Raw genomic sequence first — 25,711 nt, 5'->3', positions numbered from 1 at the left:
ACAGTTGACTCCGAAAGCAGCTTTCCCGCTTGCTTAGAGAAGGGTTGACTCCGAAAGCAGGAAAGCAGCTTGCCCGAAAAGCCTGTGGAAGAGTTGGCAGTTGTTAGCTGGCAGTTGAGAGGAAAGTAGAATTACTAATGCCAGATGCCCCATTCCCAATTCTTTAATCTAAAATCTAAAATCTAAAATCTAAAATCCCATGACACCTTCTACTCCCGTTCCCTCAACAGTTGCTGCACCTCAAACCTGGCTGTGGAAAGGTTTTCCGATTTGTTACCAGGCTGCGGGAACCCAGGGCCCTGCGGTGGTTTTTGTCCACGGTTTCGGGGCGTCTTGGGGCCACTGGCGTCAGAATTTACCGGCGTTGGCTGCTGATTGTCGCTGTTTTGCGATCGACCTTATCGGTTTTGGCGGTTCTGCGAAACCGGCGCCCAAGCTTGAGATTGACTATACTTTTGAAACTTGGGGACAGTTGATTGCTGATTTTTGTCGGGAAGTTGCGGGCGGGCCGGCTTTTTTGGTGGGAAATTCGATCGGCTGCGTAGCAATTATGCAAGCCGCTGTTGATTTTCCCGATATTGCTTCTGGTGTAATTTTAATTAATTGTTCCCTGCGCTTGCTGCACGATCGCAAACGCGCCGAAATGCCTTGGTATCGCAGTTTTGGAGCACCAATTGCACAAAAAGTTTTAAATGTCAAGTGGATTAGTCAATTATTTTTCAAACAATTAGCAACGCCGAATACAGTAAAAAAAGTGCTTTTGCAAGCTTATCACCGTCCCGAAGCTGTCACCGACGAACTTGTAGAAATGTTGTTAAAACCAGCACGAGACAGCGGCGCAGTGGATGTATTTGTGGCATTTATCAGCTATTCTCAAGGGCCGTTACCGGAGGATTTGTTGCCGCGTTTGAACTGTCCTGCTTTGATTGTGTGGGGCGCAAATGACCCTTGGGAGCCGATCGCCCTCGGGCGAGAATTAGCCAAGTTTCCGGCTGTAGAAAAGTTTATTCCCCTGGAGGGAGTCGGTCACTGTCCCCAAGACGAAGCGCCGGAATTGGTCAATCCTATTTTACTCGAATGGATTAAAGAGCGATTCCCTACGGGATAGCTACGCTTCACGGCTTTTTAGGTTTGTAGTTGCGCTTGAGCGCCAAGAGCCAAACTATAAACTTAGATTTAATAGACATCTCCCAAAAAGCAAGTCTTGGGCAGGCAAGATGCCTGCCCCACAAGAATTATTGGAGAAATCTAATGTGCCCGATGCGTCCAAAACTGAAATTTAAACAAACAAGAAACTATCACGAGTAAAGCCGCCTTGAATCACAGCTATTTGGTCAGAAGTACCAGCCAAATTTATCGAGTTACCAACAATATTGTAGTCCGAGAGCTGTCCGTGTAACTGAATGCGATCGATTCCCTGTTGGAAATCCTGAATCAGTGCAACTCCTGTTCCCTGATAGTAGCTAATTGCCGCATCACCGAGCACAAAAACATCTCTACCCCTACCACCAATCAGTACATCCGTTTCATTACTTCCGGGTGTAGCACTGGATGGATTGACTCCAATCAGCGTATCATTGCCACGCGCACCCGAAAGTGTATCGTTACCCGCTCCTCCTACTAAATTATTGTCGAGATTATTTCCGGTAAGGACATCTACATTGGGAGTACCTGTGACGTTAACGAAATTGTCTACAGTAAAATTCAGAGTGCCGATACCGGGTAAATTGTTAACCGCCAAACTCTTCTGCGACAAATCCACATTAATAGAAGCTGTGCCACTACCTGTAGAAGCATCGATGGTATTAAGCTGTCCCAAAGGAGCTGTAATGCGTTCGATTCCCTGAAGGGTATCTGTGCCGGCTGCGCCTTTATCTACAATACCTTGAGCTTTAATCGTAATGCCGTTGACAAGGGAAAGATAGCTGATTGTATCGGTGCCTAATCCTCCTGTTATGGTATCTGTGCCGCTACTACCTAAGATGAAGTTATCTAAACTATCTCCAGTAATATTGTCGTTTCCTGCTGTAGTGCTAATACTGTTAGCTGGTGGAGTAGGTGGAGTTTGGTTTTGGGGAGGTAGAGCAGAACGGGTAAGTTCTGCGCCTTGGTTTTGAGGAGGAGGATTGCCCATCGCACCTTGGTTTTGAGGAGGAGCATTGCCCATCGCACCTTGGTTTTGAGCATTGAGATTGCCCATCGCGCCTTGGTTTTGAGGAGGAGGATTGCCCATCGCGCCTTGGTTTTGAGGAGGAGGATTGCCCATCGCACCTTGGTTTTGAGCCGGAGGATTGCCCATCGCGCCTTGGTTTTGAGGAGGAGGATTGCCCATCGCACCTTGGTTTTGAGGAGGAGGATTGCCCATCGCGCCTTGGTTTTGAGGAGGAGGATTGCCCATTGCGCCTTGATTTTGAGGAGAAACATTACCAGGTGCAGTGATTGAATTTGGATTAGGGAATAGTGGTGGCATGGTGTAATTACCTCGGTTTTCTAAGTTTGAAGCAGTTGTCAGGCTAAAAGAATAAATTCTCGATCGCCTTTAATTTCGTCGCTACAATCATTAAGCTGGTTCAAAATGACATTTATCCCTGTGCTGGCATTACAGTTTTGTAATCTGGAGCAATTAGCGTTTTTCCGAATTGTCAGGTATATTACGATCGCCCGGTGGACGGGGTGGAATGCCCAAAATTTGAATCAACCGCGCTTCGGTGACTCCCAACTTTTTCGCGGCACCGGGAATATCTAAAGGAGGTGGAGGTGGTGGGTACAGCGGGCGATTATTGTCACTTGGCGGTTCTGGCGGTTTGGCGGGTAGCCCCAAAGCTTCGATTAACTCGGCTTCGGTGATTCCTAATTGTTTGGCCGCAGCGGCAAAATCTATACGGGGCGGATGTCTGCGCTCTCGATCGGGTGCGGGTTGGCTTTGGGCTAGTGCGATGTTAAAACTGACTGTAGTTCGATCGCCCAAAGTGAAGCTGCTCAATCCCAGCAGCAAAGCTGTAGCAGGTAATGCGAGTAGTGCAGGATTTTTCATGGTAGTTATAATTGCCGCCAAAAAGTTGATAGCAGCATCAAACTACCCAAACATGACCGGGAACTCTGCGGATAGATTACAATTTTGTAATTAAATTAAATAAATAATCACGGTATAATCACAACGCATCGGTGAATCTATGAATGTTCTATACGTTGAAGATGAAGAAAAAATCGCTAATTTTGTTTGTATCGGCTTGAAAGAACAAGGCTTTGTTGTCGATTATTGCGATAATGGCAACGATGGCTATGGGCGGGCGATGGATAATCAGTATGATGCGATCGTCCTCGATATTGTTTTGCCGGGAAAAGACGGATTATCTATCCTCAAACATCTGCGAAAGGCCGGGCGCAATGTACCTGTGATTTTATTGACTGCTCGCAATGAACTAGACGATCGCATTGAAGGCTTACATCTCGGTGCTGATGACTATTTAGCTAAACCGTTTTTTGTTGAGGAGTTAGTTGCTCGCATTCATGCTGTAGTGCGGCGTGCTTCGGGCGATGGGCAAAATATTCTGAGTGTTGGCCCCGTTAAGCTCGATCGCATTCTCCGAGAAGTTACTTGCGATCGCCATACAGTCGAACTGACAACCCGCGAGTTTAATCTGTTGGAATATCTGATGCGATCGCCCGGTAGGGTACTCACCCGCACCCAAATCCTCGAACATATCTGGGGCTATGATTTTAATCCGAATACGAATGTAGTAGATGTATGTATTCAACGCATTCGCAAGAAAATTGAACCTATCGGCGGTATGGGATGGGTTGAAAGCGTGCGCGGCGTTGGCTATCGGTTTCGCAAACCAGATGCAGCATCATGAAACTCCAATCTTTTCGCTTTCGCATAGCTCTATCCTCTGCTGTGCTGGCAAGTATTGCTCTGATTGGCTTTGGTGTTGTTTCGTGGTGGTTGATTTACGACGCTAAAGTCAAGCGTCTTGATGCTGAAATAGAAACTCAGTTGCTCCACGCTACCCGTCCGCGATCGCCCGAATGGGATGCTTATACTGATTCTTTGCCCTTACTTTTGGGCATGAATGGGGAAACAATCGTCGCTTTGGTAGTGACTCAAAGAGATGGTAATTTAATCTACAAATCGAGCCAGTGGCCCGATGGACTTGATGCGAATTCCCTATGGCGATCGCTGCCGCTACCCCCTCCCGATCGCGGCAGAAGAGATTTTGAATTACAACCTCCCCCTCCACCAAATCCACTAGATCCGCCACCTCCAGATCGCCTCAATTTATTTCCACCGCCCGAAAGAAGACCCCCGCACGATGGACTGCCGACGTTCGATCGACCCCCACACGATCGACCCCCGCACGATCGACTTCATCCTCCTGGTGCGATCCAAGCTAAGCTAGCAACCCAGCATACTAGCACTGCAATTTGGCGTGTCGGCGCGATTAATTCTCCTGATTTTCAAGCAGCCATCGCCGTTAACTTGCAAGCTATCGATCGGGAAATGACATCTATTGGTAATATCTTTCTATTTTCTATTCCCATAGCGCTTTTACTCGTAGCCGGTGGAGCGTGGTTGATATCGAGGAGTATTCTCTATCCAATTGGGCGACTCACGATGGCGATCGGCAATGTCACCGTACAAGGGCTAGATCGGCGCGTCCCCGTCGGTTCAACGGATATAGAGTTTGTGGAATTAATTTTTGTGTTCAATCAGATGTTAGAACGTCTGGAGCGAAGTTTTAAACAAGCTTCTCGTTTTAGTGGAGATGCTGCTCACGAATTAAAGACTCCGCTGGCAATTTTGCAAGGGCAACTAGAACTGGCTTTGCATCAAGTTGAATCTGGTTCACAGGTGCAGCAAACCCTGAGTAATTTATTGGATGAAGTGCACAGATTGAGTGAAATTACCCGCAAACTTCTCTTACTTTCTCTAGCGGATGCCGGACGTATGGGTTTACATCGGGTTGAGGTGAATATGTCGGCTTTGCTATCGGAAATTGCCGAAGATATGGAACTGCTAGCACCACATTTAGATGTGCAAATGGAAATCGCTCCTAAGTTATTTATACAGGGCGATCGCGATTTGCTGGTGCAGGTTTTGCAAAATCTGGTTGGGAATGCCATTAAATATAATTTACCGAAGGGTTGGCTCCGGTTACAGGCTGAGTGTCAGGAAAAAAGAGTAATTGTGAAAATTGTCAATAGTTCTCAAGATATTTCTTTGAGCGAGCGCGATCGTATTTTTGAGCGCTTCCATCGCGGCGACTCCACTCAAACCCAAAAAATCGAAGGATCGGGATTGGGACTAAGCCTAGCACGGGAAATCGCACGGGCCCACGGCGGCGATATCAAACTAGATGCTGCTATCCTCGGTCAAACAGCGTTTATACTGAGCTTACCTGTGGGCCATCGCTATTAACGGAACTCGAAAATTTTTAAGAAGACTTATCTTGAAATACATCTGCGTTTATCTGCGTTAAGAAGCGGTTTCGGGATCGATCGAAGATTTATGCAATAAGTCTCAAGGTTAAGGATATTTTACGTTCTGCCTCGTGCGATCGCCGAGCGAGGCTATTTTGCAGCCTCTAGTACCAGCATTCGATCCTGTTGGCGAGCCAGACCTCTGTCCAGCGGTTTACCCACTGCGGTTATTGTACCTTATCTACCTGAAAAAGGCTATACTCGATCTCTTCCCAATTACTCACAATTTTATTAATTTTATATTATCAATAAAATTTTCGGTATGATAAAACTTCACTCAACTTCTACCCATAGGTAGCCAACTGTGGTAAACTATGGTCACGATATCGGGGTCTGTGCTGGTCATGCAGTTAGTCGAAAAGCATATTATCTCTCGGACTCACTGGCTGTATCCACAGCTAAATAATTTATGCTTTCTCTCCAAAAATCTGTTCAATTATGCCAATTACCTGATCCGACAAAAGTTTATTGCCACAGGAGAATACCTCAACTACTATCAAGTTGACAAACTTGCCGCAGGTACACCAGATTATATCGCTCTGCCAGCAAAGGTGAGCCAGCAAACTTTATTAAGGCTGCATGAAAGCTGGAAATCATTTTTTCAGGCAACAGCAACCTACAACCAGCAAAAATCTCTGTTTGAGTCTCGCCCGAAATTACCGAAATACAAACATAAAACAGCAGGGAGAAATGTTGTCACCTATACACAACAAGCCATTTCAAAAACTTGGTTGAAAAAAGGAATTATTCATCTATCCAAAACCTCAATTTTTCTGCCGACTCGTGTCAAAGCTGTCAACCAAGTAAGAATCGTACCAAAAACTTACCACATCGTCGTGGAAGTGGTGTATGAGGTATTACAATCAGGTGGCTCTAACGATGGTACGGAGGCAATTGCAGGGATTGACATCGGGTTAAACAACCTGGCAACCATCGTCTCAAACCAAGCAGGATTGAAACCAGTTATCGTCAATGGGAGACCCTTAAAAGCCCTCAATGCTTATTACAACAAACAAAAAGCCAAGAGCCAATCTTGCTTACCAAAGAATCAAAAAACCTCAAAAAAAATTCAGCGACTGACGCACAAACGCAACTGCAAGATAGATAACTACCTGCACAACGCAAGTCGTTTTATTATCGATTGCCTGGTAGCTAACCGCATCGGGACACTGGTAATCGGCAAAAATGATGGTTGGAAGCAGTCCATTAACTTGGGGAAACGCAACAACCAAAACTTTGTTTCTGTGCCTCATGCTCGCTTTATTAAAATGCTAACTTACAAAGCGCAGTTAGCGGGTATGGAGGTGATTATTACTGAAGAAAGTTACACATCTAAGTGTTCTTTGTTAGATAACGAGCCGATTGGCAAGCATTCCTTATACCAGGGAAGAAGAATTAAACGCGGCTTATTTCGTGCCAGTGACGGGACTTGTATCAATGCCGATGTTAACGGCAGTGCTAATATAGTCCGAAAAGTATTCCCCAACGCTTTTGCTGAGGGGATACAGGGCGTGGTAGTACGTCCGGTAAGGGTTACTCCTTACAAAACGACCAGATGTGGCAAGTGAGATATTTGTCTATCAAATCTGTAACTATGGACAACTTGAGCATCGACACTAAAACCCGCGCCGTCAAGCTGGGTTCGGATTGCATAAACCTAAACAAAGAAGAATATATCGTGCTGCTGCTGTTGAGCAAGCACTACGGCAAGTATGTCGAACCTGCAGCGATTTTTAATGTGCTGTACAAGCGTCCCCCAACAGGTGACGAAGAGCAAATAATAGTCGATCGCATTTTTGAACTCAGGAGAAAGTTAAAAGACAACGGCGACACATCCATGCTCATTCATACCGAACCAAACGGCAGCGGCAAATATGGCATTCTCGCAGTAGAAAGTCCCGTGGAAATCAACGGCGAAATTTTGCAGCCGCCGGAACAAAAATCCGAATCCGAGCAACTTTTAAACAATCGCTACCGGGTGATTGAAAAGCTGGGAGAAGGAGGTTTCGGCTTAACATTGCTCGCCGAAGACACACAAATGCCTTCGCACCGATGTTGCGTCATTAAGCAGCTCAAAACCCACACCGATCATCCTCACATTGACCAAAGCGTTCGAGAGCGTTTTTCTCAAGAAGCTGCTGTTTTGGAAAAGTTGGGCGAAGGACATTCTCAAATTCCCAAACTCTACGGTCACTTTGAGGAAAATGGTTTATTTTTCTTAGCCCTAGAATGGATAGACGGGGAAACGCTGAGCAACCGAGTAAAAGTTGCTGGCAAAATGAGCGAGGATCGAGTCAAGGAAATTCTCACAAGTCTGCTGCCAGTTTTGGATTACATCCACGGAAAACAGATTATTCACCGAGATATTAAACCGCAAAATATTCTTTTGCGCAAGTCTGACGGTGAACCAGTGCTGATAGATTTTGGCGTAGTTAAGGAAACAATTAATCAAGCGGTAACTACTGGGGGAAATGATGTAACTATCTCCATTGGAACGCCGCAATTTATGTCCCCGGAACAAGCCGCAGGCCGACCGGAATATTCTAGCGATTTGTACAGTTTGGGATTGACTGCAATTTATTTGCTGACTGGAAAGTGGCCGCAGGAGTTGGAAACTGACCCCCTAACTCGGGAGATGCTTTGGCAGAATCACGCATCAAAGGTGAGTATCAGATTTGCGGCGGTTCTGGATAAAGCGATTAGGTTTCACCCCCGAACTCGGTTCGCTAATGCTAAGGAAATGTTGGCGGCTTTGCAGGAGCCGACAGCGGCTACTTTGGCGAGCAGTCACGAGCAGGCTAAGTCTCAAAAAAGCAGCAAAAAAATCTGGCTTATTTATGTATTTTTGATATTTTTAATTGCTTTAGGTGCTGGTGCTTTTGTATTCAAAAAAGAGTTGATAAGTATCCTCAAAGATGCCGTACACTTAGCTGAGAGGAGCCTGAATCCTAGCGATTCTCAAGTGCCCTCTTTGCCGGGGGTAGCAGCGGAAAATGCCCAGACTTCCTGGCCCGTAGATGCGAGCATTTACATCAGTGCGGGCGATCGCATTTTGTTTGCTAGCACCGCCACTCCTGACAAGCAAGCAGGAGTTCGCGCGATCGCCGCCGGTGACTTCAAAACGGCGGTAAATCAGCTAGAAGCGGCTTTAAAAGTCGATCGCACCGATCCGGAAACTTTGATTTATCTCAACAACGCTCGACTCGGGACTGCGGAAGCTCTCTCAATTGCGGCGGTAGTTCCGATTGGTGACAATCTCAGCGCCGCGGCGGAAATCTTGCGCGGCATAGCTCAAGCTCAAGACGAAGCAATTAAGGCGGGAGTGCCTTTAAAGGTGGTGATTGCTGATGACGGTAACGATGAAAATCGGGCCCAAGCTATTGCGAACAGTCTGATCGCAGATAGCAGTATTTTAGCGGTTGTCGGTCACGGCACCAGCAAAACTTCGATCGCAGTTGCTCCAATTTACAGTCAAAATCAAATGGTGGCGATCGCACCTACGAGCACGAGCATTGAATTAGCAACGGTTCCGAGGCGCGCCGACGGAGTAAACTATTTCTTTCGGACGATTCCGAGCGACCAATTTACAGGTACGGCTTTAGCTCGCTATATGTTAAATAGCCTGAAAAAAAGCACGGCTGCGGTTTTTTACAATTCCAAAAGTTCTTATAGCAAGTCGCTGCAAACAGCTTTTTCTACTACTTTGATTTTGGAAGGCGGTCAAGTAGTTAAGGAAGTAGATTTATCTGAGCCAAATTCGGCGGCGAAACAGGATGGGATTGCAGCCGATGTGTTGGTTTTGCTACCGGATTCAGATACAGTAAATGCCTCCCTAGAAATTGCTCGCCACAATCAAAAAGGTTTACCGATAATTGGCGGCGATGCTCTCTACAATACGGATTTATTAAAACAGGGCACAGAAGTTTTGAGCGGGGCGGTAATTTCTGTTTCTTGGCATTTTGCTGATAGTAAAAATCTAAATTTTGCACTTTTGGCTAGAGATTTGTGGGGAATTGATGTTAACTGGCGGACGGCGATGAGTTACGATGCGGTGCAGGTGTTGCGGATGGGAAGGTCGATCGGGAAAATTGATCCCAATAGCGGTCGAGCGGGACGGGTGATGTTGGCGAAAACCTTGGCGGGTGCGGATTTTAAGGTTAGCGGTGCGACTGGGGAAATTAGATTTTTGTCGAGCGGCGATCGCAATAGCAATGTAGTTCTTTTGCAAATTGTACCCGATTCTAAATCAGGTGCAGGTTACGATTTTGCGCCAGTAAATCGATTTTAGATTTGAGATTTGGGATTTTAGATTTTAGATTTTAGCTTACTCCCGGCATTTAGAGCGGATGTTGCTAGAAGAGGTGCTTAGGGATGTGGAGAGGTAGAGGCGATCGCTTCCTAGTCCATCATAGACCTGTTTAGGATTAATGCTCTTGCTGATAAGTACAGCAAAATACCATTACAAAGATGCCAAAGAAAATGGGTGCCAGTGGAAAAGTAAGGACAAATTGCCCGATCGAGAGTTCGGAATGAAAGGGCTAACAGGAATACCCCCGATGCTGTTAATAGAACTAATGGCTCACGCTTTTGCTGTTGATAGTGATATAGTCCAAGCCCTAGTAACACTAAAAATGCAGGAGCATAAGAAAGAGCACCGTTGAGAACATTTGTAAATTTATTGCTGAAGTTGCTGGCAAATAAAAATCCTACGAGTAATCCTCCTGCATATCCATATTTCATCCTAACTACTTGACGGCTATAGAGCCATAAAAACCCAAGCTGAAAGAGCATAATAGGAATCACATCTAGTAATCTTGCCCATTGTGTCGCAAATGTATGAAATAGGGCACTTCCAATACCAATACTGGTGGCTAAACTAATCAATATCCAAATACCAGTCGGTACTTTTTGCTGTTGCCGAGTCTATTGAAAAATAGCCCATGCTGCAATGAGGAAAGAAATATTAGATACAGCATTTAGTGGTTCACTCCATAAACCAGGAATGGTACGTTCGCAGTAAAGATCGATGTAATCATTCATCTCATGTCACTGTTGTGAGAGTATAATCCATACTACAGCAAAAGCGTTAAAGTGAACAAAAAAACCTGTCTCAAATTTAATGACTTCCCCAATTTCTCCCCATCACCCTTTTTTCAAATATCGAGTTGCTCTGCTAATCAATATTAGCCTGATTATCCCTTTAGGTTATATAGTCAGATTTTCTCGCGGTCCTGCACCGGAATGGTTCAACGACTTTTTTGGAGCCATCGCTTATGAAATATTTTGGATTTTACTAACAGTTTTCTTGTGGCCCCAAGCTTCGCTGGTTTGGGCTGCTGTCGGGGTATGTATCGCTACCTGCGGATTGGAGTTTCTGCAACTGTGGCAACCTCCGTTTTTACAAGCAGCTAGAGCTACTTTACCGGGACGACTGGTGTTGGGAAACTCCTTTACTTGGTCGGATTTTCCGTCTTATTTTATCGGTAGTTTTTTGGGTTGGGTGTGGGTGCGATGGCTGAGGCGATCGAACTTCATCAGGTAGATTGACAATTGACAATTGGATAGGGAGTGGGTTTAACTTCCCTACCTATAAGGTGGACAGTGGACAGCAAAAACCCAGCTCGAATTTTCGCTGTCAACTGGAGCGGGCGGGCACTCACAGGCACCGCCCCTACCACAGGTCAACTGTCAACTGTCACAGGTCAACTGTTAACTGTCAATTGTTTAAAAAGACTTAAAGTCCCCGCCCGACTGAGTTTTTTTGCTCAGCCAATCCTTACCCAATCTGATTGTCACGTCCGACTGCAAAGAACCGGTACTCTCAACCAGCACATCTCCAAAACCCAAAAACTGGCGAATCGCTTGAGCACCTTTAATATCGCCATCTTGAGCTACAATCGTCGTTACATCCAGCGGTTCGGGCCAAGCTTTATAAACCTGAACATTCCGATAGCCGGCGCGAGTTAAAGTCCTGACAAAATCTTCAGCAGCCGATCGATCGCCCGTACTGTCTTGAACCGCCACCTTCAGAAAAGTCGAATCAGCATTCTCGATTGTCCAAGTATTTTGACCGAAGTCAAAATGCTCTGCCACCAGAGTTTCGATGGCATATTGGTCTGGCAACCAAAAACTTGCCTTGTAGTCCTTAGGATCGCTGAATTTGCCGGGAACCATCAACATCTGCACGCCAGCGCGATCGGTTTGAGTAGCAAAACCAGCCAAAGCCACCAATTCTTCTATACTCAAATTCGTGTCAAGGTGAGACTGAATCACCGACAAAATCTTCGGCAAGCGAGAAAGCAAACCGACATTAACTTCCTGTTCCACAAAAGCCCGCATCAACAATTGCTGGCGCTGCACCCGCCCGATATCGCCCAAATCGTCGTGCCGGTAAAGCAAATATTGCACGATTTGTTCGCCGTTGAGATTCTGCTTGCCTGCCTTTAAATCTATATATAAATGCTGGCTTTCATCGGTATACTTCATGTCTTTAGGGACATTAATAGTAATGCCGCCAAGGGCATCTACCAAGCTTTTGATCCCTTGAATATTGACTGTCACATAGCGGTCAATTCCCACGCCGCCCAGCAGTCCGCTGACTGACTTCGCTGAAGAAGCCGGGCCGCCGTAGTAATTAGCTTCATTGATTTTCACGACACCCCTACCTTCCACATAGGTGCGAGTGTCTCGCGGAATCGAAAGCACGCTTATTTTTTTATTTTGAGGGTCAAACCTCACCAACAGCATGGTATCGGTTAACCCCTTGAAAGAGTTTTGCCAGACATCGTATCCCTTGTCTTTATCGGGATGGCCGTCGAGGTCTGAACTCAGAACCTTAAGTCCTAAAACTAAAATATTAACTGGGCGAGTCAGCTCCGGCATCTTCATGCTGAGCTTTGCCATGTCGCCTTGAGAAAACACCGCCGCTTCTTCAGGACTCAACTTTTGTTGCTGAAGCGGCGTTGTGGAAAGGGAGACGGCTAGCAGGGCTCCGGCTGTGGCTGAGAGCATGGCTACTCCAGCCAAACCAAAACCAAAACCCAGCCAACGGCCTCGATGCGGCTGGTTTGATTTTTTGGTTGAAGGTTGAGCGGTTGATTGTTTGATAGGGTCTTGATTAGGAGTTTTTTGAGCTGGCACTGGCTTCCTCACACACAACAAAAATAAAAAAGATCGTGACAATATGTAGTATCAAGCTGAAAACGCACTCAATCAATACGGTAGGGGCTAGAAAGAACCCTAAATTATGATAAATGTTTGCCGACCACTTGCTCGGCTACGCGGCTAATTCCGGGCAACCATAGCGGTTGACGCTTCCAGAGGCGAACCATCAGTCCCAGAGCAACGATAAAATAGCTGGTTGTCAGCAGGCTACTCATTAATAACATGGTAAGTGTCCCAGATTCCGCAGAAATCGCTCCAGCTTCTAAAAGAATATGTCCTAAGAGCCAACTAAAAGCAAGGGCAATTGCCAAGCGGCTGACGGCTTTGCGTTCGGGGCTGGCCTGACGGCGGTAAAGTGTCCACAGGGCGGGGAAAAAGCCGATGACTGGGATCATTAATACAAAGAGGCTTGCACGATCGAGTTCAGGATTTTCTAAGGGATCTCTATTTTTCATAATTCGCTACTCAAAATTTGCAGAAGGTCAGATTTTGCACAAAAGTTATTAGTTGGACGGAAAATTTATATCCTAAACCAAAATTCGGAGAGCCGGGCTGGTGCGATCGCAAAACTTGTCTGTCAGAGGCAAAATTTTTCGGCGCGGAGGCGAGGGCGATCGAGCGTTGGCAACTTTTCGGCCCGGAGAGCCGTATTTTGATAAACTGGATACAGCACAGGAGACAGGAGAACAGACTTAGCCATGACCCAATCCCAAAAACCGATCGTTATTGCTCCATCCATATTATCAGCCGATTTTAGCCGTCTCGGAGAAGAGATTCAGGCTGTCGATCGAGCTGGGGCTGACTGGATTCACGTAGATGTGATGGACGGTCGCTTTGTTCCTAATATTACTATCGGGCCGCTGATTGTTGAGGCAATTCGCCCTGTTACTACCAAGGTGATCGATGTCCACTTGATGATTGTGGAGCCGGAGAAGTACGTCGAGGACTTCGCTAAGGCTGGTGCTGACATTATTTCGGTTCACGCCGAGCATAATGCTTCGCCTCACTTGCACCGCACCCTCGGTCAAATTCGGGAATTGGGCAAAATGGCTGGTGTAGTTCTGAATCCTTCGACGCCGCTGGAGTTGATCGAGTACGTGCTGGAACTTTGCGATTTGGTGCTGATTATGAGCGTGAATCCCGGCTTTGGCGGTCAAAGTTTTATCCCGGCGGTGCTGCCGAAAATTCGCTCCTTGCGTAAAATGTGCGACGACAAGGGCCTCGATCCTTGGATTGAGGTGGATGGCGGTTTGAAGGGTAACAATACTTGGCAGGTTCTGGAAGCGGGCGCAAATGCGATCGTCGCCGGTTCTGCTGTGTTTAAGGCGAATGATTACGCAGGTGCGATCGAGGGTATCCGCCACAGCAAGCGCCCGACTCCTGAGTTGGCTGCTGTCTAATTAAAAATTCGATCGTGTCCGATGAATTAGTAATAGACTTTTCCCAAAATTATCGCTTCACAGGCGCAGGATGCTTGTGAAGCGATAATTATTAGAGAGGTCTAGAGGTCTATTGGTATCAAAAACCAGTAAGGAACGCACGTGCCCACGAAAGTCCGCTCTCAGGCTGCGGACTTTCGTGGGCACGTGCGTTCCATTTTTGTTATGGTAATCGATCGCACATGATATCAAACTATTGACCGGACATTATAAGTCCTCAAAATATCAAGATCTAATCCGCAACGTCAGGCGCACTGTATCCCCAATCAAGTGAGGAATGCGCCAGCTAAAGAGCCATTTTTTGATAGTTTTGAGCAACTCCACATCCGCCAAAGTCGAAGCATCAGCATCCACAACTATGCGGCTGGCGCGCACCTTACCGAAGACAATTTCTAACACCAATTCGCCGTTTGTACCGGGCGGGACAGTCAGAGTTGCCAAGTGTTCGTTTAAACTATCGATCGCCTCTTCATCCAATCCCGTAGCGCTAACGACTTCTACAGGTGATGTACGGCGCGGGCGGGCTGGTGCGCTATCTTGTATCTCTTCAGCAACCATCCCCGCTTCGCTGCTCAATGAGATGCCACGTTCAAATACTGCCGCTCCTCCTAGGGGGGCAAGAAACGAGGAAAAATTTCCACCACCTTTTAGCAAAGTTCGATTCACTGGTTCAACAGCTAGGCTTGCAAATACGCCCTCATATTCCACAGCTTCCGGCATTGCTACCGGCACGTTCATCGCGATCGATTCGGTACCCGGTTCGAGGCGCACATCATCGCTGACAGCCACGAAAGCCGTGTATTGCGACAAAAGCTGATAGGTTAGCGCCGTTTCTGTTACTGTTTCCACCCCCACCTTTGTTTCATATTGCAGCATTTGATTCATCAAATCTTTGATGCGGTGTCGCCCCCAAAGCTGAGCAACTGCCGGATTTCCAGGATCGGTAAAGTTCATTTCGTAGGTTTGGAGGTACTGGTTTCCGCCTGCACTAACCCCTTTTATCTGAAGTGTTCCAGCTTGGCGATCGCCCTTTTTTCCAAATAAAACGAGGGGTTGTTCGGCAAATAAATCCGGCGCAACTGAGGGATAGATTATCGGACTTTCGCCCTCTCCCTGCCAAGTAATTTCCAGATTTACCAACACCGGATTGTTGATTTGTCGGAAGAACTTTTCAACAAATTCGTTAACGGGTTCGTCGTGGCGGATAATTCGGGAAATCCCCCGCCCAATTTCTGCAATGCGATCGAGCAAAAAACGATTGACGGAACTCCCCGCACCAAAGCTGTACAGGCGATTCCCCGATTTGAGATGCTGCTGCACTTCGGCGAGAATCTCGTTTTCGTTGCCGATGTAACCGTCGCTGAGGAATACCACAGTTCGCAAGCGCCCGGATGGTGCGGGAAAATCGATCGCCGCCCGAATGCCGCCCAACATTTCCGTAGCACCAGCAGCGTCGAGTTTGTTGATATATTCGATCGCCTTTTGCCGATTCTCTGCTGTATTCGGTAGCGGTTGTTTTGACAGTTGCCGCACGGAGTCGGAAAAATCCAGAATCGAGAAAGTATCCGACGGATTTAGCCCGTTAATAAATTGCCGCAACAATACCTGACATTGCTGCAAAGGCGCTCCCGATTGCGAACCCGAAGTATCCACTAAAAAAACAACATCTTTCGGGACAATTTCATCAGTTTTGTACTCGATCGCCGGAATCAGATAAACTGCAAAATGTCCGCCTCTATCGTCCAATTGAGTTAATACCGTCGATTGGGTTTCTCGACCCGAAATTTGATAGCGAACCATCAAATCTTTGTTGGGAATTGTATCTGCATTTTCCAACTGAACGCGCACCATGAGCCCATTTTTTTGCTCGCTGGCTGCGGAGGCTTGGGGTGAGTCGAAATATTCGATCCGCAGTTGGTGGGATGGGGAATTGACGTTACGAATCGGTACGCCCGCTGCAATTTCCAGGGTCACGCCGATATCGTGTCCCGATCGCATTCCCGGCGGCAAAATCGGGGCATTCAGCCGATCCGCATCGGGGACGATATCGGTATCGGCATTGACTGTCATTGGGGCTGGGGCGCTGCCGCTGGCTGCCGTTTTATCGATCGGCGTACCGGGAATATATCGAGGCCCGACAACCATCGGAAACACAAATTCATAATCTCCAGCTTGAAATTTCAAGCTGTCCGTATAGCGAATCACAACCTCGATTTCTTCACCGGGTTTGATGTTGGCGAGGGATTGGGTAAAAATATTATCTCGCTCTTGTTCCAGCAAACCCGCAGTCCGCCCTTCTTGTTTGGCTTTTTCGTAAATTTGTTGGGCTTCTTCGCGTTTTTTGATGCTGCCTTTAATTGTGCGATCGCCAATTTTAATTTCCATCTCATCTACCGCTGCTTCCGCAGGTAGCGGGAAAATGTAGACAGCTTCCAGCGGCTTAGTAAAAGGATTTTCAAATTTTTGCGAGACTTCAACCCGCGAGAGATTTCCGGCTATTTTGGCTGTGACTTCTGTATGTTTCAAAGGAAAAACGAGTTGTTCTCCTTCTGGGGAACGCACGTATAATCCACTGGTGCGATCGGTTGGAGATGTCAAGGATTGCATGAAAGTAGCCCTCCATAGTTGACAGTTGACAGTTGACAGTTGACAGTTGACAGTTGACAGTTGACAGTTGACAGTTGACAGTTGACAGTTGACTGCTACGGAATCGCAACGCGCATCGTCTCGATTGCCTTTATGCTAACAATTTCAATCGGGTTTCAGCTTTTTTGCGATGTGTAATATCATGTCCGGTGGAGCGATCGCAATAAGATTGGTCCGCAAAAGCGGACTTCAGTCCGCAGCATTATGCGGACTGAAGTCCGCTTTTGCGGACTGTAAAAGTATGAAAGTAGGCTGCGTCGCCACCGACAATTCTGGCTATTGATAATGATTCAGTAGCGACGCACCGCCACATCGGGCACGGACATAAATAACCTGATGAATAGAGCCCAGAACCCTATAGCATAAACGGTTTGATTCCGGTACCTTGTAACTGTCAACAGTCAACAGTCAACTGTCAACTGCTATATTTAGATCGCTGCAAAATCGGCAATATTAATCAGCCCCGCTGACACATTGGTGAGAGTTGCTAAAAGTTGACCCGAACTGGTAACTCGGATCGCAGTAGAATTATTGTCTGCAGCAATGCTCAGTTGCGAAAAGCTTAAACCACCAATCAAGCCGATCGCATCGGTGCCATCTTGAAAGTCTAAAATAGTCTCGGTGCCGAGGCCAACACCTAAAATAAATCGATCGCTCCCAGTACCTCCAATCAGAGTATCATTCCCCTCATCTCCAAACAGCCGATCGTCCCCAGCACCGCCGAGCAAACTGTCCTCATCCTTACCGCCGTCAAGAGTATCGTTCCCAGCATCCCCGCAGACAGTATCCTGACCTTCATTGCCAAACAGCAAATCGTTGCCCAAACCGCCACAGATTTGGTCTTGGCCGCCCGCAGAGCCGATCGGCAAAAGGCTGCCAATATCCCCGTACACAGTATCATCCCCGTCGCCGCCACAGAGAGTATCGCTGCCCTCATCGCCAAACAACAAATCGTTGCCCAATTCTCCCAAGGCTAAATCATCCTCTTTGCCACCGCGCACAGTATCATTGCCCTCACCGCCAGAAAGGGAATCTGCGAGTTCTTGCCCGTTCAAATAATCATCGCCATTGAGACCAAATAGCAAATCGCGACCTGTAGAATCGATGTCTAAAGAGTTAAGAGTGCCGCCGTATAAAGTATCGCTGCCCTCATCGCCAATTAAAGTATCGCTGTCCTTGTCTCCAAAAAAGATGTCGTCATCTTTCCCACCGTAAATAACATCATTGTTCTTGCCCGCAAAGATTAAATCATCCCCAGCAAGGCCATTGAGGTAATCATCGCCTTCATTGCCAAAAATGCGATCGTCATCTTTACCGGGGCCAACCGGGACATCGCTGCTAATTCCGCCATAAATATTGTCATCGCCAGCGAAGCCAACGAGCAACTCGTTACCGCCTAAGCCGTTGATATTTTCATTGCGAATGGAGCCCAGCAGAATGTCGTTGCTTTCTGTACCGTTGATGTTGTTATTTGTTTGGTTGGGGCCGCGAATAGCAGTCAGGCTGGGGAAGGTTATCTGCTGGCAAATGCCATCTTCGTCTTGAAATTCTGGCGTTGGAGTCGGAGTTGGAGTTGGCGTTGGCGTTGGAGTCGGAGTTGGCGTTGGAGTTGGCGTTGGCGTTGGAGTCGGAGTTGGCGTTGGAGTCGGAGTTGGCGTTGGAGTTGGTGTTGGAGTTGGTGTTGGAGTTGGTGTTGGAGTTGGTGTTGGAGTTGGTGTTGGAGTTGGTGTTGGAGTTGGAGTTGGTGTTGGAGTTGGAGTTGGTGTTGGAGTTGGAGTCGGAGTTGGAGTTGGCGTTGGAGTCGGAGTCGGAGTCGGAGTTGGCGTTGGAGTCGGAGTCGGAGTCGGAGTTGGAGTCGGAGTTGGCGTCGGAGTCGGAGTCGGCGTTGGAGTCGGAGTCGGAGTTGGAGTTGGAGTTGAAGTTGGTGTTGGTGCAGGAGTTGGAGTCGGAGTTGGAGTGGGCTCAGGAGTTGGAGTTGGTGCAGGAGTTGGAGTGGGAGTGGGAGTGGGCTCAGGAGTTGGCGTTGGTGCAGGAGTTGGCGTTGGTGCAGGAGTTGGCGCTGGTGACTGCAAGTCGTCATTCGCGATCGTACCAATGCCCGTTACTTTAGCAATAGTCGCATTAACCGGAGTGGTGAGGTTGACATTGAATGTTTCGTCAGCTTCAAACTTAGAATCGCCGTTGACAGCAACAGTAATGGTTTTGGTGGTTTCTCCTGCATTGAAGGTGAGGCTTCCTGTTGCCGTCGCGTAATCGCTATCAGCAGTGTTAGCAGTGCCGTCTGACGTAGCGTAATTGACGGTGACAGGAAGGCTAGAAGCTGCTGAGAGGGAGACGGTAAAGTTGGCGCTAACAGTACCAGTATTGCCCTCGGTAACAGTTACATCGCCGATCGAGATACTAGAGCTGTCATCATTGGTAATGGTAACAGTCGCAGTGTTAGCAGTAACAGTAGAGCTTTCCGGCGCTGCCGTCAAATTCGGGTTGCTGAGGGTGACGCTAATTCTCTCGTCAGGTTCAACTAGGGTTTCGCCCAAGACATCAAGCGAGATAGTTTTAGAAGTTTCGTTAGCTGCAAAGGCGATCGTCCCTGTGGCAGTGGTAGACCCCGCAGCATTGATGTTATTGTAGTCTGCGCCGTTAGTCGCAGTGCCTGCGATCGCATAATCTACTTTACTTGCTACCGCCGTGCCGCCGCTGCGGGTGACGGTGAAACTGACTTGTTTGGTGCCGGAATTCCCTTCTGTGAGGGAACCTGTGGCTGGATTTGCAAGTGCGATCGCATAAGCAATCGAGTCATTGGCTGCAATTGTCACCGTAGCATTGTTGCTGGCAGGTGCGATCGCATAATTTCCATTTGCCAAGTTCAGCCGCAGCGTCTCGGCCAACTCCGGTATTGTGTCATCAACCGGAGTCAGAATCACATCCACAAAGCTCTGCCCGGTGGGAATAGTGACGGGAAAGGCACTGCTGAGGGTGTAGTCGGCAGCAACCGCAGTGCTGCTGGGATCGATCGCGAGATTCACCGTCAAATTACCGGCTGTCGGATCGTTACGGCTGATGCGGAAAGTGCCTGTATCGATCGGATTTTCAGTAGCTGAACTATCAGTCGCGGTGATGCTGACAGTTTGCTGCTGTAATTCAACCGCGCCGATGTCAGCACTGCTGCCAGAAGGTCGGGGTAAGTTACGCTGATCTGTAGCAGGTGCGATCGCGCTATTGCCCGTGTCAATAGCAAGACTACCTGCATTCGGCAGGTGAGTTTGCGTGGGGCCGTCGTTATTTGCCAGTGCTCCGAGATTCGGATTTATAGGAGTGCCAGCAGTGCCTACTCGATCGCCATTAACGCCGTTTGTGAAGCCAGTACCACCAGCGGCGTTGCCAATTAAGTTATTGCCCTCACTCGTAAATGTGCCGTCTACATCAGGGTTTAAAGGAGCCGTGTTCCCAGCAATAATGGTGTTGCGGATATTTGCCGTCAACGTGTTGAAAATCCCGCCACCTTGATTCGTGGCGCTATTGAGAGTCAGAGTGCTGCTTCTGAGATCCAGGGTGCCGCCATTTCTGAGCGCGCCAAATTGGGCTGCGGTGTTAGCAGAAAACGTGCTGTTAGTAATGGTTGCTGCACCGGTGTTGGCGATGCCGCCGCCGTTTTGTGCGGCCTGGTTACCATTGAACGTGCTGCTGGTAATGGTTGCCGCGCCGGTGTTGACGATCCCGCCGCCGTTTTGTGCGGCCCGATTGCCATTAAACGTACTGCTGGTGACACTCAACGGTTGGGCGTCATTCCTGATCGCACCGCCATCAGCCAGCGAAATGTTGTTAGTGAAAGTGCTGTTGACAATGCTCAAGAGTTCGCTGCCGCCTCTGTGGTAGATAGCGCCCCCACCATCGGTGTTTTGAGAACTATTCCCAGCAAAGGTGCTGCCAGTAATGTTTAATGAACCACCGTCGATCAAGATCGCACCGCCACCTTGGCTAGCTGCCGTCGCCGTGTTTTCGGTGAAAATGCTGTCAACAATGCTTACAACACCGCCTCCCTGCCTGATCGCGCCGCCACCAGAACCGTTGACTGTATTGGCAGTAAAGTTGGAACCCGTTATTGTTACTGTGCCGCCGTTGTTGAACAGCGCACCGCCGAGCCCAGCGGTGTTGCTGGAGAAGTTAACCTTAGTGAGGTTGAGGGTGACGCCGGAAGCGTTATTAATGGCACCACCGCCACCAAGGGTATTAGCGTTAGCAAAGGTGAGGTTAGAAATGCTAACAGGGCCGTTATTAGTGCTCAGTATCTGTACTGCGCTGTTACCGCTGACTGTCAAGTTGGCTGCCCCAGGGCCGTTCAGACTGGCGCTTTCATTAATTGCCGGCAGCGCCGCCACCAGGGTAATCGTGCCAGTAATGCCAGTCAGGTCAATAATATCTGGGCCTGGAGTAGCATTGGCTTTGGTAATGGCATCTCGCAGCGAGTTGGCGCCGGAGTCGTTGGTGTTGCTGACGGTGAAAGTCGCTAAAACGTGGCTGTAAGCTGCGATCGCCTTTTGACTAAATGCCACTTGTGTCTCAACACAGCCAATTGTTACTTCTAAATCCCAGTCACCGCCTAATGCAGCACTCCCTGTCAGGTTTTTGGAAGCGGCGATGTTTGCACCTGTGAGTTGATTGAGGCGTTGCAGAAATGAGAGTCCGGCTACAGATGAGGGGATTTCTGCCGCCGCGTTGCAGCCGTACAACAGGAGATCGGCGTTGGAAGTTAACGCTTTTTTCCATTGCCCGAGTCGATCGGCCCAGCCGTCTAGGTTACTGGAATTTATCTCAATTGCCCCGAGTTGCAAACTTCCAGGCCCGCCGTGAGAAACAATGTGAACTGCTGAAATATCCCTGTAGCTAGCTAGTAACTGTGTAATTTGCTCGACTCCATCCCCAGCGCGATCGAGTATAAATGTCTTTTTCCTTGGTCCGGCGCTTTGTGCAAGGCTTTGGTAATCTTCGACTGTTGGATCGATGAAAACTATTTCTGTAATTTTTTGCATGATAATTTGGCCTCGTAGATGCAATGAAAATGGCTTTCACAAGTGGCGATTTTCTTGCCTAAAAGATTCAAATCAGTACAGACAAATAATCATTTGAACCTACTAGCTATGTCTGAGAAAGCGGGTAAAAGGCAAGATATGCTTATTAAGTTATGAGCAACTCAAACAGTGCTGCACGCACCTTCGATTGTGTTGCAAGAGTTAGAGATTATTCGCGATCGCAACGCTCGCGATCGGGAATCAGAATGACGACCTAATTAGGGTGTTAGTGCGTCCAGACCTCTTAAAGTTCCCTAAGACAAATCATAAAGCAAATTTGTTCCCAATCGTAAAAAATTGTGAGTAAATATAGCTGTAAGTAGGTAGGGGCAAATAAATCAGAATGTGTAACAGAATGTAAAGTTCCATAGACAGGCCATATTTTCCCGCTTTAGGTACGTTGTTGCGATGAAAGCGCTCTTTGTATATGTAAAAGAGCGCTTTCATCGCAACAACGTACCTTTCTTTTTTAAGGAGCATTTACTCGCAGTGACTATCTATTAAATTTTGATTGTTCCCAGACTTTAGCCTGGGAACGCATCTTTAATGACTCCAACTTGAAATTGCAACTAGAAAGTTAAAAAGACAGAAAAACTTAGTTTATCCTGTCTATTTCCCAGTTATTTGGAGACACTCGCGAGAATCTTTTCCATCTCAGAAAGCTCGATCGCACCGGAGAAAGTTTTGCCGTTCAGAATAAAGAATGGAGTGCCTTCGATTCCCAGTTGTTGGGCGAGTTGCACGTCTTTCTGAATGGCTGCTTCGGCGGCGGGGCTGTTGCGATCGCTGTTGAATTTATCTAATTTGAGATTGAGCTTTTGGGCGATCGATCCGTAAAATTCCTCGCCTAACTGTTTCTGCCCTTCAAACAAAGCGCTGTAATATTCCCAGAATTTTCCCTGCTGTTGGGCTGCCCAAGCTGCTTTAGCTGCTGGCAGGGCTTGAGGGTGAATTGAAGTCAAGGGAAAATGCTTGTAAGCTAAAGTAACTTTGTCCTGGTGTTTTGCCATAAACTGCTTGACGGTATCGTGAGCGCGCGCGCAAAACGGACATTGAAAGTCAGAGAATTCTAAAAGTACAATCTGCTGCGAAGCCGAACCCGTGCTGGGAGAATCCCCGATCGCCGATTTGGGATTTGTTTTCATGGACTGCAAAAATGACTCCTGCGCTGCTTTGAGAGACTGCTGCTGCTGTTGCTGGTATGCTTGTACCGAATCTAAAATTGCTTGCGGGTTTTCGCGGATCACCTGCAAGACTTGCTCTTTCAACTTGGGATCGACTGAATTGCCACCCGCTGACTGGGCGGGGGAACAACCGATAAATACAAGGCAACCCACAAGCAGTGCAGCCAAGCAGAAGGCTTGCTGGCTGCGGAGTTTTCGCCAAATAGTGGATATGTTCATCTTTTTTTCTGATTCACGGCAACACTTAATCCTACATTTAATTTTGCGGAGTGTCAGGTGTACCGCAGTTTAGTGCTGTGCAGCTATTTTTATATCTGAGCAATAATTAGTAATTGGCGATCGCAAATTCGGAGTGGGTAATTGGCAGTGGGTTTTACTCACCCGAACAGCCACCAGCGGAATAATTAATATTTTTTAAACTCTCGGGATTTAGTATGATATTGTATCAAGGAGTTTGTAGTGAGAAATTGAGTCATCATAAAAATTTCAGGAGTAAAGTCCGAACGATCAAACAATCTGTAAAAGTTTGATCGTTCGGACTTCAGTCCTTCCTCGATTATTTGCGGCTGTTGAGCCATTTAGCAGCAACTATTCCCAAAATACCCGCAACAACTGGATTGCCCAAAAACTTCATCAAACTCGGCTGTTCTGCCAGCACTTCTCGGAAAATATCCGGGTGATTGTGATAGGTAAACGAGGCCAGCTTGGTAACATCGTCAGCAGTCATGCGGCTCGCGTGGTGAGTAGAAAGTCCTAGCTGCTTTTCCAACTGGCGATCGTTCAATCCTCTCTTGTCCAACTGCTTGAAGAACTCCCGGGCCACGTCGTCCCGTTCGTTTGGCTTAATTTGGGCGATCGCCTTTTGCAGTTCCGGTTCCAACTGTGCCGGCGGGAGGGAGTCGTGATTCAAAGAACGCCCGAATAATTGTTTGCGCTGATCCGGAGAAGTTCTCTGAGCAAAATCGTCAAAATTTTCGTACTCTTCACCGCTTGTCTCAGGCATCATTTCTCGATCGCCCTGAGCCAAATCGCTCAGAATTTGTCGCTTGTAATTATCGCTGCTACTCATGGTAATTATTTTCCAATCTACACAACAGTTCAGTCTCAAATTGAGATTGCTTCGCCTTCAAAAAACTGCGGAAGATTAAAGCGTCGCGCGGCTATAATTTCCGCTTTCCAACCTGGTTAAGACTTGTATTCAATCTGATTTGATTGCTGGTCGTACTTAGCCGTCAAAATCAGTTTTTTGTCAGGAGCATAAACCAAAACACTTACATCCTGATTTGGGAAATTGCGGTGAAAGCCTTGGGCTAAAGATTTCGCCAAATCTTTCACTTCAGTAGGGCGGACTTTCGGGGTAATTACAACTCCCAATTTGTTATTGTCGCGCACGTAAGCATCCTGAACCAGACCCTGAGCCGTCTTTGTTACCCATTGACCAAAATCTTGACCTGCGGCGGTATTGCCGCGTTCTAGCTGCGCGTAGTAACCCTGACTGCCGCCAATTGCTACAGGTGCATTAGTCGGTTTTTGGGCAGAAACGCTGGGGGCGCAGGCAGTAGTAACAGCGAGCATTAAAACCAAGAGTAAACCAGCAATTATTTTGCGACTCTGCTGCAATAAACTCACTTTTTTTCCTCCGTTATCAAAACAATTTGAATCATTGAAAGGGCCTGGTTTCTAGACCCTCTCAATTAGTATTAGGCTCAGTCTAGTTTCTTTTTGATCTCATCTTTTACATCTTCGATCGCGTGACCAGCTTCAGCTTTTGCCTGCTTGGCTTTGCCTTCTGCTTTATCCTTCGGGTCGCCAGTAATATTACCTAGGGCTTCTTGAGCAGCGCCTGCGATGTTGTTGCCAGTTGCTTTGGCTCTATCTTCTGTGCTCATGGCTTTCTCCCTTTCTGTATCTAATTTGACTTTTTACTTAAACTCATCATAGGTAACAATGAGCTGGCTTGCACTCTGCCTGTAGGAAGAAACAAGGAAGAAGTCTAAGGGAAGAGGTTTGACTAATTTAACGGAGGTTAGGAATAGGGAATAAGGAAAAGTTCTGTTTTAGTCGAGGATAGACTGGGACTTTCATGCTTACCGTTTTTTGACCTAAGCTGCTAGTTGCAACGAAGTGTTTCGGAGAAAAAACTCGGTGTACAGCCACCCGTGCGCCCTGGACTGCTTTTTTCAACCAAAAACACTTTCAAATTATAAATTTATCTTTAATTCTTCCTTCTTCATTCTTCCTTCTTCATTCTTCCTTCTTCATTCTTCCTTCTTCATTCTTCCTTCTTCATTCTTCCTTCTTCCTTCTTCCTTCTTCCTTCTTCCTTCTTCCTTCAAAAAGAGAGTGTGGGAAGACCGCATCTTACCCACACTCTCAAAAAAACGGTATTAGTTTTAATCTACCTTGTGGTGACATTCTTCATCTATTTTGTGCTGAAGTTCTTCTTTTAACTGTTCGACAGCGCGCAGAGTTTGAGCCTTTTCTTGTTTCTGCTGGCCGAGGGCTTTTTCTGTTTCCTCGCTCAGCAATTTTTCCCTTGATTTTGGTAGCGTGACTTCATTGTCGCTGACAGTGGGGGTCGAGTTTTCTTCAATATTCATTAGTCTTCACCCTATTGTTTGCAAAATTTATTTTCAACAAGGCTACTTAAAAATTAACCTTAGATCGATCGTAAGGGAAATCACGGAGAGTGGCCTCTGCCTGAAGGGAGATAGGGGCTGGGGAAGAG

Annotated in this window: 20 protein-coding genes; 7 read left to right on the top strand and 13 right to left on the bottom strand. The window is 47.3% G+C overall.

The window, feature by feature from the left end; translation table 11 throughout:
* The first annotated feature begins 199 nt into the window (after nucleotides 1-199).
* Nucleotides 200-1,108, top strand: coding sequence for an alpha/beta fold hydrolase (locus QUB63_RS14995; RefSeq protein ID WP_332946050.1), 909 nt, complete (start codon nucleotides 200-202; stop codon nucleotides 1,106-1,108).
* 171 nt (nucleotides 1,109-1,279) lie between these two features.
* On the opposite strand, the gene QUB63_RS14990 is transcribed toward QUB63_RS14995, so the two are convergent.
* On the bottom strand, nucleotides 1,280-2,470 hold the full coding sequence (locus QUB63_RS14990; RefSeq protein WP_332946049.1) for a calcium-binding protein: 1,191 nt from the start codon (nucleotides 2,468-2,470) through the stop codon (nucleotides 1,280-1,282).
* 153 nt (nucleotides 2,471-2,623) lie between these two features.
* A complete protein-coding gene (locus QUB63_RS14985) occupies nucleotides 2,624-3,034 on the bottom strand; it encodes a hypothetical protein (RefSeq protein WP_332946048.1) in 411 nt (136 codons plus the stop codon).
* A gap of 139 nt (nucleotides 3,035-3,173) precedes the next feature.
* On the opposite strand from QUB63_RS14985, the gene QUB63_RS14980 reads away from it, so the two are divergent.
* From QUB63_RS14980 to QUB63_RS14965, 4 genes are all read left to right on the top strand, one after another.
* Nucleotides 3,174-3,857, top strand: a complete 684-nt coding sequence (locus QUB63_RS14980) for a response regulator transcription factor (RefSeq protein ID WP_332946047.1) — start codon at nucleotides 3,174-3,176, stop codon at nucleotides 3,855-3,857.
* Nucleotides 3,854-5,419: a sensor histidine kinase gene (locus QUB63_RS14975; protein WP_332946046.1), complete on the top strand. Its 1,566-nt coding sequence runs from the start codon at nucleotides 3,854-3,856 to the stop codon at nucleotides 5,417-5,419. The genes QUB63_RS14980 and QUB63_RS14975 overlap by 4 nt, the downstream gene beginning before the upstream one ends.
* A gap of 406 nt (nucleotides 5,420-5,825) precedes the next feature.
* The gene (locus QUB63_RS14970; protein ID WP_332946045.1) at nucleotides 5,826-7,049 is read left to right on the top strand and encodes an RNA-guided endonuclease InsQ/TnpB family protein; all 1,224 of its coding nucleotides are present in this window, start codon (nucleotides 5,826-5,828) and stop codon (nucleotides 7,047-7,049) included.
* 26 nt (nucleotides 7,050-7,075) lie between these two features.
* A complete protein-coding gene (locus QUB63_RS14965; protein WP_332946044.1) occupies nucleotides 7,076-9,769 on the top strand; it encodes a protein kinase domain-containing protein in 2,694 nt (897 codons plus the stop codon).
* 110 nt (nucleotides 9,770-9,879) lie between these two features.
* Here QUB63_RS14965 and QUB63_RS14960 read toward each other — a convergent pair whose 3' ends face one another.
* Nucleotides 9,880-10,365: a hypothetical protein gene (locus QUB63_RS14960; protein ID WP_332946043.1), complete on the bottom strand. Its 486-nt coding sequence runs from the start codon at nucleotides 10,363-10,365 to the stop codon at nucleotides 9,880-9,882.
* Nucleotides 10,366-10,600: 235 nt separating this feature from the next.
* Here QUB63_RS14960 and QUB63_RS14955 point away from each other — a divergent pair, with 235 nt between their 5' ends.
* The gene (locus QUB63_RS14955) at nucleotides 10,601-11,023 is read left to right on the top strand and encodes a ribosomal maturation YjgA family protein (protein ID WP_332946042.1); all 423 of its coding nucleotides are present in this window, start codon (nucleotides 10,601-10,603) and stop codon (nucleotides 11,021-11,023) included.
* Nucleotides 11,024-11,205: 182 nt separating this feature from the next.
* Here QUB63_RS14955 and QUB63_RS14950 read toward each other — a convergent pair whose 3' ends face one another.
* The 3 genes from QUB63_RS14950 to QUB63_RS14940 form a co-directional block, all read right to left on the bottom strand.
* Nucleotides 11,206-12,621 (bottom strand): LCP family protein, encoded by a 1,416-nt coding sequence (locus QUB63_RS14950; protein ID WP_332946041.1) that lies wholly within the window; start codon nucleotides 12,619-12,621, stop codon nucleotides 11,206-11,208.
* 104 nt (nucleotides 12,622-12,725) lie between these two features.
* Nucleotides 12,726-13,100: a hypothetical protein gene (locus QUB63_RS14945; protein WP_332946040.1), complete on the bottom strand. Its 375-nt coding sequence runs from the start codon at nucleotides 13,098-13,100 to the stop codon at nucleotides 12,726-12,728.
* A 122-nt stretch (nucleotides 13,101-13,222) separates the two neighbouring features.
* Nucleotides 13,223-13,345, bottom strand: coding sequence for a hypothetical protein (locus tag QUB63_RS14940; protein WP_332946039.1), 123 nt, complete (start codon nucleotides 13,343-13,345; stop codon nucleotides 13,223-13,225).
* Between QUB63_RS14940 and rpe the strand changes: the two genes are divergently transcribed.
* On the top strand, nucleotides 13,344-14,045 hold the full coding sequence (gene rpe / locus QUB63_RS14935) for a ribulose-phosphate 3-epimerase (RefSeq protein WP_332946038.1): 702 nt from the start codon (nucleotides 13,344-13,346) through the stop codon (nucleotides 14,043-14,045). The two genes, QUB63_RS14940 and rpe, sit on opposite strands and share 2 nt — an antisense overlap.
* Before the next feature lie 264 nt (nucleotides 14,046-14,309).
* Here the strand turns inward: rpe and QUB63_RS14930 are convergent, their stop codons facing one another.
* The 7 genes from QUB63_RS14930 to QUB63_RS14900 form a co-directional block, all read right to left on the bottom strand.
* Nucleotides 14,310-16,691, bottom strand: coding sequence for a VIT domain-containing protein (locus QUB63_RS14930; protein ID WP_332946037.1), 2,382 nt, complete (start codon nucleotides 16,689-16,691; stop codon nucleotides 14,310-14,312).
* A 467-nt stretch (nucleotides 16,692-17,158) separates the two neighbouring features.
* The gene (locus tag QUB63_RS14925) at nucleotides 17,159-21,760 is read right to left on the bottom strand and encodes a DUF4347 domain-containing protein (protein ID WP_332946036.1); all 4,602 of its coding nucleotides are present in this window, start codon (nucleotides 21,758-21,760) and stop codon (nucleotides 17,159-17,161) included.
* A gap of 659 nt (nucleotides 21,761-22,419) precedes the next feature.
* The gene (locus QUB63_RS14920; RefSeq protein WP_332946035.1) at nucleotides 22,420-23,202 is read right to left on the bottom strand and encodes a DsbA family protein; all 783 of its coding nucleotides are present in this window, start codon (nucleotides 23,200-23,202) and stop codon (nucleotides 22,420-22,422) included.
* Nucleotides 23,203-23,539: 337 nt separating this feature from the next.
* Nucleotides 23,540-24,052 (bottom strand): hypothetical protein, encoded by a 513-nt coding sequence (locus QUB63_RS14915; RefSeq protein WP_332946034.1) that lies wholly within the window; start codon nucleotides 24,050-24,052, stop codon nucleotides 23,540-23,542.
* Between the two features lie 116 nt (nucleotides 24,053-24,168).
* Nucleotides 24,169-24,612: a hypothetical protein gene (locus tag QUB63_RS14910; protein WP_332946033.1), complete on the bottom strand. Its 444-nt coding sequence runs from the start codon at nucleotides 24,610-24,612 to the stop codon at nucleotides 24,169-24,171.
* A 77-nt stretch (nucleotides 24,613-24,689) separates the two neighbouring features.
* Nucleotides 24,690-24,872 (bottom strand): CsbD family protein, encoded by a 183-nt coding sequence (locus QUB63_RS14905; RefSeq protein WP_332946032.1) that lies wholly within the window; start codon nucleotides 24,870-24,872, stop codon nucleotides 24,690-24,692.
* Between the two features lie 504 nt (nucleotides 24,873-25,376).
* Nucleotides 25,377-25,583: a hypothetical protein gene (locus QUB63_RS14900; protein ID WP_332946031.1), complete on the bottom strand. Its 207-nt coding sequence runs from the start codon at nucleotides 25,581-25,583 to the stop codon at nucleotides 25,377-25,379.
* Nucleotides 25,584-25,711 lie beyond the last annotated feature (128 nt).

Source organism: Microcoleus sp. ARI1-B5, from assembly GCF_036705795.1.
Classification (GTDB): Bacteria; Cyanobacteriota; Cyanobacteriia; order Cyanobacteriales; family Microcoleaceae; genus Microcoleus.
The sequence above is the reverse complement of the archived record's forward strand: the minus strand, read 5'-3'. Positions and strand labels throughout refer to the sequence as shown.

Excerpts from the sequence above, each read along its gene's own strand:
- QUB63_RS14995 (WP_332946050.1), top strand. The coding sequence starts at position 200 with ATGACACCTTCTACTCCCGTTCCCTCAACAGTTGCTGCACCTCAAACC.
- QUB63_RS14990 (WP_332946049.1), bottom strand. The coding sequence starts at position 2,470 with ATGCCACCACTATTCCCTAATCCAAATTCAATCACTGCACCTGGTAAT.
- QUB63_RS14985 (WP_332946048.1), bottom strand. The coding sequence starts at position 3,034 with ATGAAAAATCCTGCACTACTCGCATTACCTGCTACAGCTTTGCTGCTG.
- QUB63_RS14980 (WP_332946047.1), top strand. The coding sequence starts at position 3,174 with ATGAATGTTCTATACGTTGAAGATGAAGAAAAAATCGCTAATTTTGTT.
- QUB63_RS14975 (WP_332946046.1), top strand. The coding sequence starts at position 3,854 with ATGAAACTCCAATCTTTTCGCTTTCGCATAGCTCTATCCTCTGCTGTG.
- QUB63_RS14970 (WP_332946045.1), top strand. The coding sequence starts at position 5,826 with ATGCAGTTAGTCGAAAAGCATATTATCTCTCGGACTCACTGGCTGTAT.
- QUB63_RS14965 (WP_332946044.1), top strand. The coding sequence starts at position 7,076 with ATGGACAACTTGAGCATCGACACTAAAACCCGCGCCGTCAAGCTGGGT.
- QUB63_RS14955 (WP_332946042.1), top strand. The coding sequence starts at position 10,601 with ATGACTTCCCCAATTTCTCCCCATCACCCTTTTTTCAAATATCGAGTT.
- QUB63_RS14945 (WP_332946040.1), bottom strand. The coding sequence starts at position 13,100 with ATGAAAAATAGAGATCCCTTAGAAAATCCTGAACTCGATCGTGCAAGC.
- rpe (WP_332946038.1), top strand. The coding sequence starts at position 13,344 with ATGACCCAATCCCAAAAACCGATCGTTATTGCTCCATCCATATTATCA.
- QUB63_RS14940 (WP_332946039.1), bottom strand. The coding sequence starts at position 13,345 with ATGGCTAAGTCTGTTCTCCTGTCTCCTGTGCTGTATCCAGTTTATCAA.
- QUB63_RS14930 (WP_332946037.1), bottom strand. The coding sequence starts at position 16,691 with ATGCAATCCTTGACATCTCCAACCGATCGCACCAGTGGATTATACGTG.
- QUB63_RS14925 (WP_332946036.1), bottom strand. The coding sequence starts at position 21,760 with ATGCAAAAAATTACAGAAATAGTTTTCATCGATCCAACAGTCGAAGAT.
- QUB63_RS14920 (WP_332946035.1), bottom strand. The coding sequence starts at position 23,202 with ATGAACATATCCACTATTTGGCGAAAACTCCGCAGCCAGCAAGCCTTC.
- QUB63_RS14915 (WP_332946034.1), bottom strand. The coding sequence starts at position 24,052 with ATGAGTAGCAGCGATAATTACAAGCGACAAATTCTGAGCGATTTGGCT.
- QUB63_RS14905 (WP_332946032.1), bottom strand. The coding sequence starts at position 24,872 with ATGAGCACAGAAGATAGAGCCAAAGCAACTGGCAACAACATCGCAGGC.
- QUB63_RS14900 (WP_332946031.1), bottom strand. The coding sequence starts at position 25,583 with ATGAATATTGAAGAAAACTCGACCCCCACTGTCAGCGACAATGAAGTC.